Here is an 11,364-nt window from a genome sequence, read left to right as displayed (position 1 = left end):
CCGGCGGGGAGGTTTCGACGGGTGTTTCGGCCTCGACGCGGGCGTGCCGCGGCGGCACCGCCAGGCGCAGCACGTCGGCGCGGGTGCCAGCGTATCGGGTGGCGACCTCGTCCGCGAGGGCGGCGATCTCGTCGGTCAGCACCTGTTCGGGTGACACGACCCGGTCGAGCCAGCCGAGGCGTCCGGGATGGTCGCTGGCGGCGGTGCGGGACAGCAGGAAACCGTCGACGAGCCGGCCGGAGAACCGGACACGAACGCGGACGCCCGGTCGGGCGTCCGCGTCGAGTTCACGGGGAATGAGGTAGTCGAACTCGCGGTCGAGGTGCGGAAGCGGCAGCATCGGGAGCACCCGTGCGATCGGATCCGTCTCGGCGGCGAGCCTGTCGGCACCCACCCGTCGGTGACCTGTCGGTCAGAGACCGGCGGCGGCGCGCAGCTTCTCGGCCCGGTCCGTGTTCTCCCACGGCAGGTCGATGTCGGTGCGGCCGAAGTGCCCGTACGCGGCGGTCTGCGCGTAGATCGGGCGCAGCAGGTCCAGGTCGCGGATGATCGCGCCCGGACGCAGGTCGAAGACCTCGTTGATGGCCGTCTGGATGCGGGCCGGGTCGGTCTTCTCGGTGCCGAAGGTCTCGACGAACAGGCCGACCGGCGCGGCCTTGCCGATGGCGTAGGCGACCTGCACCTCGAGGCGGTCCGCCAGGCCCGCGGCGACCGCGGTCTTGGCGACCCAGCGCATCGCGTACGCGGCGGAACGGTCGACCTTCGACGGATCCTTGCCGGAGAACGCGCCGCCGCCGTGGCGGGCCATGCCGCCGTAGGTGTCGACGATGATCTTCCGGCCGGTCAGGCCCGCGTCGCCCATCGGCCCGCCGAGTACGAACGACCCGGACGGGTTGACGAGCAGCCGGATTTCCGAGGTGTCGAGACCGGCGAGGTTCGGATCCGCCAGCACCGCGTCGACGACGTGCGTGCGCAGGTCCGGGGTCAGCAGGTTGTTCAGGTCGATGTCCGCGGCGTGCTGCGTGGAGATGACGATGGTGTCGAGGCGCACCGGGGTGTCACCGTCGTACTCGATGGTGACCTGGGTCTTGCCGTCCGGGCGCAGGTAGGGCAGCACGCCGGTCTTGCGGACCTCGGTGAGGCGCCGCGCCAGCCGGTGGGCCAGCGAGATCGGCAGCGGCATCAGTTCCGGGGTGTCCGAGCACGCGTAGCCGAACATCAGGCCCTGGTCGCCGGCGCCCTGCTTGGCGACCTCGTCGTCGGTGAGCGTTCCGGAGCGGTGCTCGTGGGAGATGTCGACGCCGCCGGCGATCTCCGGGGACTGCGCACCGATCGCGATGTTCACGCCGCACGAGTTGCCGTCGAAGCCCTTCGACGACGAGTCGTAGCCGATTTCGAGGACGCGGTCGCGCACGATCTTCGGGATGTCGGCGTAGGCGGAGGTGGTGACCTCGCCGACGACGTGCACCTGCCCGGTGGTGACGAGCGTCTCCACCGCGACACGGGCACGCGGATCCTCCGCGAGCAGGGCATCGAGGACGGAGTCGCTGATCGCGTCACAGATCTTGTCCGGGTGCCCCTCCGTCACGGACTCACTGGTGAAAAGCCGACCGCCGGTCTTGCTCACAGAACTCCCTCTCGACTGAAAGTGTCTAGCTCGAATGGACAGCATCTAATCACTGAACGCGGCGGCTGGGCCGGTGCCCCGCCGCAACCTCGACGCTACTGTTCCGCGCACGCGGACGCGACAGTTAAATTCATCCGCTCTTGGGCCGGTCCGCCGGAGCCAGCAGCGGCCGCAACGCATCGAGAACCCGGCTGGCCATCAGCGACTTGGATCCGTGCGCGAGCGCCGTCTCGGATCCGTCGGCCGCGAGCAGCCATCCGTCGTTGTTGTCGACCTCGAAGGCCTTGCCGTCGCCGACCGCGTTGACGACGAGCAGATCGCATCCCTTGCGTGCCAGTTTCGCACGGGCGTAGCTGAGCACGTCGCCGCTTTCGTCGCCCGTCTCGGCGGCGAACCCGACGATGACGGTGCTCGGGGCGAGGCTGCCCTCGGTGCGGGATTCGACCAGCCCGGCGAGGATGTCGTCGTTCTTGGTCAGCGCGATCGAATCGGGTTCGCCCGCGCCCTTCTTGATCTTCGTGGTCGCGAGCGTGGTGGGCCGGAAATCGGCGACGGCCGCGGACATGACGACCGCGTCGGCGCCGGCGGCGTACTTGACGACCGCTTCCTGCATCTGCGCGGCGGTCTGCACGTGCACGACGTCGACCGCGGCCGGATCGCCGAGCCCGGCGACTGCACCGGCCACCAGGGTGACGTCGGCGCCGCGCTGCGCCGCGAGCCGCGCCAAGGCGTAACCCTGCTTGCCGGAGCTGCGGTTGCCCAGGAAACGGACCGGGTCGAGGGGTTCGCGGGTGCCGCCGGCGGAGATGACCAGCTTGCGGCCGACCAGGTCGCGCGGAATCGCGTCGGCGCGTTCGAGCAGCAACGTCGCGAGGGTGAAGATCTCCTCGGGTTCCGGGAGCCTGCCCGCGCCGGTGTCCTGGCCGGTGAGCCGGCCGGAGGCGGGTTCGACGACGACGACACCGCGCCGACGCAACGTCTCGACGTTCTCGACGGTGGCGGGGTGCTCCCACATCTCGGTGTGCATCGCCGGGGCGAAGATCACCGGGCACCGTGCGGTGAGCAGCGTGGCGGTGAGCAGGTCGTCGGCGCGGCCGTGCGCCGCGCGTGCCATGAGGTCGGCGGTGGCCGGGGCGACGACGACGAGGTCGGCTTCCTGGCCGAGCCGCACGTGCGGGACCTGCGGGACGTCGGCGAAGACCCCGGTCTGGACGGGATTGCCGGACAGCGCCTCGAAGGTGGCGCGGCCGACGAACTCGAGGGCGGATTCGGTCGGGATGACCCGGACCTGGTGGCCGCTCTCGGTGAAGGCGCGGATCAGCGCGCATGCCTTGTAGGCGGCGATGCCCCCGCCGACGCCGATGACGACGCGGCGGCGGCGCTGCCCGAACTCTGAGGTGTCGAGGCTCTCCACGGTGAGCGGACTCACTCGCCTTCGGTGTGCTCGAGCAGGTCCGCGTGGATCTCGCGCATGGCGATCGACAGCGGCTTCTCCTGGAGACCCGGCTCGACCAGCGGTCCGACGTACTCGAGGATGCCGTCGCCGAGCTGGTTGTAGTAGTCGTTGATCTGGCGGGCCCGCTTGGCCGCGTAGATCACCAGCGCGTACTTCGAGGAGGCGCGCTCGAGCAGCTCGTCGATGGGCGGGTTGGTGATACCCAGCGGGGGGTCGTAGACCGGAAGCTCGTTACCCGCAATGTCGGTCGCGGCTGCCTGGATGCTGCTCACTCGGTGATCTCCTGAGTATTCGCGGGAAAGAAATAGCGGTGGCCGACCGCCGGGGGCACGGCTTCTAGGAGCGCGGCCCGGGCCCGGCGTCGGGTCCAACCAACAAGGATACCAATTCGTCGCAAGCACGGTCGACGTCGTCGTTGACGACGACGGTGTCGAACTCGTCCTGCGCGGCCAATTCGGTGCGGGCCGTCTCGAGCCTGCGGGCGACCACCTCGTCGGACTCGGTTCCGCGGCCGGTGAGCCGTTCGACCAGAACCTCCCAGCTCGGCGGGGCCAGAAAGGTCAGGACCGCCTCGGGCATCGCTGCCCGGACGGCACGGGCCCCGGCCAGGTCCACCTCGACCAGCACCGGACGCCCCGCGGCGAGCGCCTCGCGGACGGGTGCGGCCGGGGTACCCGAGCGTTGCAGTCCACCGTGGATCTCCGCCCATTCGAGCAGTTCCCCGGCGTCGATCATCCGGTCGAACTCGTCGCGTCCCACGAAGTGGTAGTCCTCGCCGTCGACCTCCCCCGGTCGCGGATCCCGGGTCGTCGCCGAGACGCTGAAGTACAGGTCCGGGACGCGGGAGCGCAGGAGGCGGACGACGGTCGACTTACCGACCGCGGAGGGGCCGGCCAGAACAACCAGCCGGCCCCTCCGCGTCACGGGCGCGCTGTCCGACACGGTTTGTGCGTCAGCAACCACGGTCGTTACTCAGCGTCGAAATCGAACCTGGCGAGCAGCGCCTTGCGCTGACGGTCGCCCAGGCCGCGCAGACGACGCGTCGGGGCGATCTCCAGCTCGGTCATGATCTCCTGAGCCTTGACCTTGCCGACCTTCGGCAGGGCCTCGAGCAGGGCGGAAACCTTCATCTTGCCGAGGATCTCGTCGTTCTCGGCGTCCTTGAGCACCTGCTTGAGGTCGGTGCCGCCGCGCTTAAGGCGCTCCTTGAGCTCTGCCCGGGCACGACGGGCAGCAGCCGCCTTCTCCAGAGCAGCGGCGCGCTGCTCGTCGGTCAGCTGGGGAAGGGCCACGGTTCCTCCGTCTCATCGTTGGCAAACAGTCTTCGACCGCTGATAACCAGCGGCGATAGCGACCGTACTCACGCTCGCCGACGATTGCGAACCCACCCCCCGGCGTTCCGCTCGAAAATCCGTGCGGTAGTGGAGACGGATTCCGCGGCGCGAAACCGTCGCTGCTGCGAGTCGACGCACCGCTTCCCACCTGCGGTGACGCTGAAAAACCGCAGGTGAGGACGCCAATGTCCGATTCGGCGACGAAGCGCGTCCCGGGTCGTCGGCGAAGGGGCCCGCACCGGCTTCGAAGCCGGTCGGCCGGTTCGGAAAAATTTCTGGGCAATGCGCGTGTCGCGCCCCCTCGACCGCGTGTGTCGCCGCTCCCACCAGCACCGGGAGACACGAAACCACCCTCGCGACGGGTCCCCGGACACGACAGCGGGGCCGGACCCACAGGTGGGTCCGGCCCCGCGGCGTGAGTTCCGTCAGGCCCTCAGGAACGCGAATCCCTCGACCGCGCGGGCGGCGGCGTCGCGCAGCGCCGCGACGGTCGGCCCGGCCCGCAGCACCTCCCGGGAGACGTTCGGCACCACCGCATCGAGATGCTCGCCCGCCAGCCGGCGCACGTCGTCGGCGGTGCCACCCTGCGCACCGACGCCGGGCATGAGGATCGGCCCGTTCAGCGCGCTCAGATCGGGCGCGCTCGTCAGCGTCGCACCCACCACCACGCCGACCGACCCCAGCACCGCGGCCCCGGCGTTGCGGGCGGCGGCCTCGTCGACCATCACCTGGGCGAGCGTGCGTCCGTCCGCGACCGTCGCCTGCTGCACCTGAGCGCCCTCCGGGTTGGAGGTGGCGGCGAGCACGAACACCCCGCGTCCAGTGTCCTGCGCGAGCTGCAGGGCCGGTTCCAGCGCCCCGAAGCCCAGGTACGGCGAGACGGTCACCGAGTCCGAGCACAGCGGCGAGTCGTCGGACAGCCAGGTGCGCGCGTACGCGGCCATCGTGGAACCGATGTCGCCGCGCTTGGCATCGGCGAGGACCAGCGTTCCGCTCTCGCGCAGCGCCGCGACGGCCCCTTCGAGCACGGCGATGCCCGCCGACCCGAACGCCTCGAAGAACGCCACCTGCGGCTTGACCAGCGCGACCTTACCGGCGAACGCCTCGACGCAGCGCTCGGTGAAGGTCGCCAGGCCCGCCGCGTCGACACTCAGCCCCCACGCCCCGAGCAGTTCGGGGTGCGGGTCGATGCCGACGCACAGCGGTCCGCGTTCGGCGAGCGCCGCGTGCAGCCGCTCCCCGAACCCGGTCACGACAGCTGCTCGCCGTCGCGCAGGCCCGCCTGCATCCGCTGGATGGACCGGACACCGATCTCCCCGCGGATCGCGGCCTCGATGCCCTGGATCGCGGCCGCGGCACCCTGCACGGTCGTCACGCACGGGATGTTCGCGGCGACCGCGGCACTGCGGATCTCGTAGCCGTCGATCCGCGGCCCGGCGTTGCCCCACGGCGTGTTGATGACCATCGCGACGTCCCCGGCGCGGATACGGTCGACGACGGTCGGTGCACCCTCGGGGCGATCCTCCTCGGAGACCTTGTACACGTGCTCGCAGGGAACACCGTTGCGCTGCAAGGTTTCCGCGGTACCGATGGTCGCCATGATCCGGAATCCGAGGTCGGCGAGGTGCTTGACCGGGAAGATCATGGACCGCTTGTCCTTGTTCGCGATCGAGACGAACACCGCCCCCTCGAGCGGCAGCGAACCGTAGGCGGCGGTCTGCGACTTGGCGAAGGCCCGGCCGAAGTCGCTGTCGAGGCCCATGACCTCACCGGTGGACTTCATCTCGGGGCTGAGCAGGGTGTCGACACCGGTGCCGTCGGCGCGGCGGAACCGGTTGAACGGCAGCACCGCCTCCTTGACCGCGATGGGCGCGTCGAGCGGGGCGTGGCTGCCGTCGCCCTCGGCGGGCAGCAGACCCTGGCTGCGCAGCTCGGCGATGGTCGCGCCGAGCATGATCCGCGCGCACGCCTTCGCGAGCTGTACACCGGTCGCCTTGGACACGAACGGCACGGTGCGGCTGGCTCGCGGGTTGGCCTCGAGGACGTACAGGATGTCGTCCTTGAGCGCGTACTGGACGTTGAGCAGGCCCTTGACGCCGATGCCCTTCGCGAGCGCCGCGGTGGACCGGCGCACGTTCTCGAGGTCGGAGCGGCCGAGCGTGATCGGCGGCAGCGCGCACGCCGAGTCACCGGAGTGGATACCGGCCTCCTCGATGTGCTCCATGATGCCGCCGATGTAGACGTCGGTGCCGTCGCACAGGGCGTCGACGTCGATCTCCACGGCGTCGTCGAGGAAGCGGTCGACCAGCACCGGGCGGTCGTCGGAGATCTCGGTGGCGTTCGAGATGTAGGTCTCGAGTGCCTTCTCGTCGTAGACGATCTCCATGCCGCGGCCACCGAGCACGTAGGACGGCCGCACCAGCACCGGGTAGCCGATGCCGGACGCGATCTCCCGCGCCCCTTCGAAGGTGGTGGCGGTGCCGTACTTCGCGGCCGGCAGGTCGGCCTGCTCGAGCACCCGGCCGAACTCGCCGCGGTCCTCGGCCAGGTCGATCGCCTCGGGGCTGGTGCCGACGATCGGCACGCCCGCGGCCTTCAGGCGGCGCGCCAGGCCCAGCGGGGTCTGGCCGCCGAGCTGCACGATGACACCGGCGACGGTGCCGGACTCGCATTCGGCGCGGTACACCTCGAGCACGTCCTCGAAGGTGAGCGGCTCGAAGTACAGGCGGTCGGCGGTGTCGTAGTCGGTCGAGACCGTCTCCGGGTTGCAGTTGACCATGACGGTCTCGTACCCGGCCTCCGACAGCGTCAGCGCGGCGTGCACGCACGAGTAGTCGAACTCGATGCCCTGGCCGATGCGGTTCGGGCCGGAGCCCAGGATCAGCACCTTCGGGCGTTCGGTCTGCGGCGCGACCTCGGTCTCGGCCTCCGGATCGAGCTCGTAGGTCGAGTAGTGGTACGGGGTCTTGGCCTCGAACTCGGCGGCGCAGGTGTCGACGGTCTTGTACACCGGGTGCACGCCGAGTTCGTTGCGCAGGGCGCGGACGGCGTCCTCGTCGGCGAACTGCGCCGGGCGCAGTTCGGCGATCTGCCGGTCGGAGAAGCCGTGGTGCTTGGCGTAGCGCAGTTCCTGCTCGCCGAACGTCTCGGCGCCCCGGATCCGATCGCCCAGCTCGACGATCTGCTGGATCTGGTCGAGGAACCACGGATCGATCTTGGTGGCGTCGAAGACCTGCTCGACGGTCGCGCCGAGCTCGAACGCCTTGGCGACCGCGTAGATCCGGCCGTCGGTGGGGGTGGCGATCTCCGCGAGCAGCGCATCCACATCGCCCTCGACCTCGGGGCCGGTCCAGAAGCCGGCGCGCTTGGTCTCGAGCGAGCGCAGCACCTTGCCGAACGCCTCGGTGAAGTTGCGGCCGATCGACATGGCCTCACCGACCGACTTCATGGTGGTGGTGAGGGTGCCGTCGGCGCCGGGGAACTTCTCGAACGCGAAGCGGGGGGCCTTGACCACGACGTAGTCGAGGGTCGGCTCGAAGCAGGCCGGCGTTTCCTTGGTGATGTCGTTGACGATCTCGTCGAGGGTGTAGCCGATGGCGAGCTTGGCGGCCATCTTCGCGATCGGGTAGCCGGTGGCCTTCGACGCCAGCGCCGAGGACCGCGACACACGCGGGTTCATTTCGATGACGACGAGGCGGCCGTCGCGCGGGTCCATCGCGAACTGGATGTTGCAGCCGCCGGTGTCCACGCCGACCTCGCGCAGGATGGCGATCGAGAGGTCGCGCATCTTCTGGTACTCGCGGTCGGTCAGGGTCATCGCCGGCGCGACCGTGATCGAGTCGCCGGTGTGCACGCCGACCGGGTCGACGTTCTCGATGGAGCAGACGATCACGACGTTGTCGCGGCCGTCGCGCATGAGCTCGAGCTCGTATTCCTTCCAGCCGAGGATGGACTCCTCGATCAGGACGTTCGCGGTCGGCGACGCGGCGAGACCGCCACCGGCGATGCGCTCGAGGTCCTCGTCGTTGTAGGCCATGCCGGAGCCGAGGCCACCCATCGTGAAGGACGGGCGCACCACGACGGGGAAGCCGAGTTCGGCGACGGTCGCGCGGACCTCGTCCATGGTGAAGCAGACCCGCGAGCGGGCGGACTCGCCGCCGCACTTGGTGACGATGTCCTTGAACATCTGCCGGTCCTCGCCGCGCTGGATGGCGTCGAAGTCGGCGCCGATCAGCTCGACGTTGTACTTGTCGAGGATGCCCTGCTCGGACAGCGCGACCGCGGTGTTCAGCGCGGTCTGGCCGCCGAGGGTCGCGAGCACGGCGTCGATCGGGGTGCCGTTGGCGGCCTCGGTGGCGATGACCTTCTCGACGAACTCGGCGGTGATGGGCTCGATGTAGGTGGAGTCGGCGAACTCCGGGTCGGTCATGATCGTGGCCGGGTTGGAGTTGACGAGGCTGACCCGCAGGCCCTCCTCGCGCAGCACCCGGCACGCCTGGGTGCCGGAGTAGTCGAACTCGCAGGCCTGGCCGATGACGATCGGCCCGGAGCCGATGACCAGGATGTGGGAGAGATCTGTACGGCGTGGCATTAGGACTTGTCTCCCTCGAGCATGCTGGCGAATCGATCGAACAGGTAGGCGGCGTCGTGCGGGCCGGCCGCCGCTTCCGGGTGGTACTGCACCGAGAAGGCGCTGCCGTCGAGCAGGCGGACACCTTCGACGGCACCGTCGTTGGCGCAGGTGTGGCTGATCACGGCGCGGCCGAACGGGGTGTCGAACTCCTGGCCCGCCTCACCCTCGAGCGCGAAACCGTGGTTCTGCGCGGTGATGGCGATGCGGCCGGTCTCATGTTCGACGACCGGGATGTTGATGCCGCGGTGCCCGAACTTCATCTTGTAGGTGTTCAGGCCCAGGGCGCGTCCGAGGATCTGGTTGCCGAAGCAGATGCCGAACAGCGGCAGGCCCTGCCCGAGCACCTCTTTGGTCAGGTGCACCGCCCCGTCCGCGGTTGCCGGGTCGCCGGGGCCGTTGGACAGGAACACACCGTCGGCCTTCAGGTCGAGGATGTCGTGCAGCGTCGCAGTGGACGGCAGTACGTGCACCCGCATCCCGCGTTCGGCGAACATGCGCGGGGTGTTGGTCTTGATGCCGAGGTCGATGGCCGCGACCGTGAACCGGGCCTCGCCCCCGACGGGCTCGACGACGTATCCGCTGGTGGTGGTGACCTCGCCGGCGAGGTCGGCGCCGAGCATCGACGGCTGGGACTTGACCCGCTCGAGCAGTTCCGCGTCCGAGGCGAGGGCGTCGCCGGAGAAGACGCCGGCGCGCATGGAGCCGCGGGTGCGCAGGTGCCGCACGAGTGCGCGGGTGTCGATGCCGGCGATGCCGACCACACCCTGGCGGACCAGTTCGTCCTGCAGGGAGCCGGTGGCCCGCCAGCTGGAGGTGCGGCGGGAGGGGTCGCGCACGACGTAGCCGGCGACCCAGATCTTCGCTTCCGCGGAGTCGCCGGTCGGGCCGACGGACTCGTTGTCCTCCTGGTTCCAGCCGGTGTTGCCGATCTGCGGTGCCGTCGACACCACGATCTGCCGGTGGTAGCTGGGGTCGGTGAGCGTCTCCTGGTAGCCGGTCATGCCGGTGCTGAACACGGCCTCACCGAGGGTCTGGCCGACCGCTCCGAAGGTGGTGCCGCGGAAGATCCGCCCGTCCTCGAGCACCAGTACCGCGGTGCCGCCGCCGAAATTACCGCCGCTCATGCGTTCTCTCCGTTCTGCTCGACCTCACCAGAGCTGTCCGCATCAGCTGAAATCTCACGTGCTGTGATCGTCACTGTCCTGAATCTTCGTTCGTCGCGTCCACCCACGAGGGGTAGACAGTCTTGTCGTCGCCGCGGAACCCGGTGTCGATCTCGGTTCCGGAGGGCAGTTGCCAGCGGATGACCAGGACCCCGTCCTTGGTCATGACCTTCCCGGCCAGGCCGCGTTCGGTGCGGATCGCGCGGATCGAGTCCTGCGGAATCCAGATCGGCGAGGCACCGTCGCGGTCGAGGAGTACCCCACTGCGGTAGCGGCTGATCTCGGCCGCGGCCCGGTATCCCAGGTCGCCGACCGCGATCCGGTCCTGCCAGCTCGGTGCGAGGGTGCTGCCCACGTACAGGCCGGTGCTGGGGGCCAGCACCTGCTCCCCCAGGTCCGTCGGCACGGCGGGGAGTTCCCCGACGGCGTCGGCTTGGCGGCGGGCGCGTCCGCGCCAGCCCTTCCACATGAGCAGGACCAGCACGACCCACAAGAGCAGGAATCCGAGGGTGATCAGAACCCGGTCCATCGCGCTACCTCCCGCCGGTCCGCGGGCGGACCGCGCCGTCGCGGGCGGTGATCCTGCCGCGCAGCACGGTCGCGGTGACCTTGGCGGGCAGCGTCATCTCCTCGTACGGGGTGTTGTTCGAGATGCTCGCCAGTTCCGGTCCGCGCACCGTCCATTCGGTGTCCGGGTCGACGAGCACGACGTTGGCCGGTTCCCCGACCGCGAGCGGGCGGCCCTGGTCGTCGAGTCCCACGATCTCGGCGGGCCGTTCGCTCATCACCTTCGCGACCCCGCGCCAGTCGAGCAGGCCGGGCCGGACCATCGTCTCGACGACGATGGACAGGGCCGTCTCGAGCCCGAGCATGCCGGGCCGAGCCTGCGAGAACTCGCAGCACTTGTCCTGTTCGGCGTGCGGGGCGTGGTCGGTGGCCACACAGTCCAGCACACCCTCGGCGAGGCCGCGGCGCAATGCCTCGACGTCGGAACGTTCCCGCAGCGGCGGGTTGACCCGGTTGACGCCGTCGTAGGTCTCGAGCCGCGAATCGTCGAGCAGCAGGTGATGGGGAGTCACCTCGGCGGTGATCGAAATCCCCTGTCCCCGAGCCCATTTGACGAGTTCGACGGTACCCGCGGTGGACGCGTG

General features: G+C 69.8%; 10 protein-coding genes and 1 pseudogene. All 11 read right to left on the bottom strand.

Features of this window, described 5'->3' with window-relative positions:
• Nucleotides 1–394, bottom strand: a pseudogene (locus ACN675_RS24955) (primosome assembly protein PriA); the annotation flags it as partial.
• 18 nt (nt 395–412) lie between these two features.
• Nucleotides 413–1,627 carry a methionine adenosyltransferase gene (gene metK / locus ACN675_RS24950; protein ID WP_420753388.1) on the bottom strand — a complete coding sequence of 405 codons (1,215 nt, stop codon included), beginning with the start codon at nt 1,625–1,627 and terminating at the stop codon, nt 413–415.
• Between the two features lie 130 nt (nt 1,628–1,757).
• Nucleotides 1,758–3,056, bottom strand: a complete 1,299-nt coding sequence (gene coaBC, locus ACN675_RS24945) for a bifunctional phosphopantothenoylcysteine decarboxylase/phosphopantothenate--cysteine ligase CoaBC (RefSeq protein WP_420753387.1) — start codon at nt 3,054–3,056, stop codon at nt 1,758–1,760.
• Nucleotides 3,053–3,355, bottom strand: a complete 303-nt coding sequence (rpoZ, locus tag ACN675_RS24940) for a DNA-directed RNA polymerase subunit omega (RefSeq protein WP_197252830.1) — start codon at nt 3,353–3,355, stop codon at nt 3,053–3,055. Before rpoZ ends, coaBC begins: the two co-directional genes overlap by 4 nt.
• 64 nt (nt 3,356–3,419) lie before the next feature.
• Complete coding sequence (gene gmk / locus ACN675_RS24935; protein ID WP_197252829.1) at nt 3,420–4,046, bottom strand: guanylate kinase; 627 nt, start codon at nt 4,044–4,046, stop codon at nt 3,420–3,422.
• Between the two features lie 5 nt (nt 4,047–4,051).
• Nucleotides 4,052–4,375 (bottom strand): integration host factor, actinobacterial type, encoded by a 324-nt coding sequence (mihF, locus tag ACN675_RS24930; protein ID WP_068158315.1) that lies wholly within the window; start codon nt 4,373–4,375, stop codon nt 4,052–4,054.
• Between the two features lie 467 nt (nt 4,376–4,842).
• Nucleotides 4,843–5,670 (bottom strand): orotidine-5'-phosphate decarboxylase, encoded by an 828-nt coding sequence (gene pyrF / locus ACN675_RS24925; RefSeq protein ID WP_420753386.1) that lies wholly within the window; start codon nt 5,668–5,670, stop codon nt 4,843–4,845.
• The gene (gene carB, locus ACN675_RS24920; RefSeq protein ID WP_420753385.1) at nt 5,667–9,008 is read right to left on the bottom strand and encodes a carbamoyl-phosphate synthase large subunit; all 3,342 of its coding nucleotides are present in this window, start codon (nt 9,006–9,008) and stop codon (nt 5,667–5,669) included. Before carB ends, pyrF begins: the two co-directional genes overlap by 4 nt.
• Nucleotides 9,008–10,174, bottom strand: coding sequence for a glutamine-hydrolyzing carbamoyl-phosphate synthase small subunit (carA, locus tag ACN675_RS24915; protein WP_197251531.1), 1,167 nt, complete (start codon nt 10,172–10,174; stop codon nt 9,008–9,010). The genes carB and carA overlap by 1 nt, the downstream gene beginning before the upstream one ends.
• Before the next feature lie 70 nt (nt 10,175–10,244).
• On the bottom strand, nt 10,245–10,742 hold the full coding sequence (locus ACN675_RS24910) for a transporter (RefSeq protein ID WP_420753384.1): 498 nt from the start codon (nt 10,740–10,742) through the stop codon (nt 10,245–10,247).
• A gap of 4 nt (nt 10,743–10,746) precedes the next feature.
• Nucleotides 10,747–11,364 (bottom strand): amidohydrolase family protein (locus ACN675_RS24905; protein ID WP_420753383.1); only part of this gene is annotated, 618 nt, incomplete at its 5' end.

Source organism: Rhodococcus sp. O3, assembly GCF_048897285.1.
Classification (GTDB): Bacteria; Actinomycetota; Actinomycetes; order Mycobacteriales; family Mycobacteriaceae; genus Rhodococcus.
Note: the sequence above shows the minus strand (reverse complement) of the source record. Positions and strands in the feature narration are given on the sequence as shown.

Bases quoted from the DNA above. Each gene is read 5' to 3' on its own strand.
- carA (WP_197251531.1), bottom strand. From the start codon at position 10,174: ATGAGCGGCGGTAATTTCGGCGGCGGCACCGCGGTACTGGTGCTCGAG.
- ACN675_RS24910 (WP_420753384.1), bottom strand. From the start codon at position 10,742: ATGGACCGGGTTCTGATCACCCTCGGATTCCTGCTCTTGTGGGTCGTG.
- carB (WP_420753385.1), bottom strand. From the start codon at position 9,008: ATGCCACGCCGTACAGATCTCTCCCACATCCTGGTCATCGGCTCCGGG.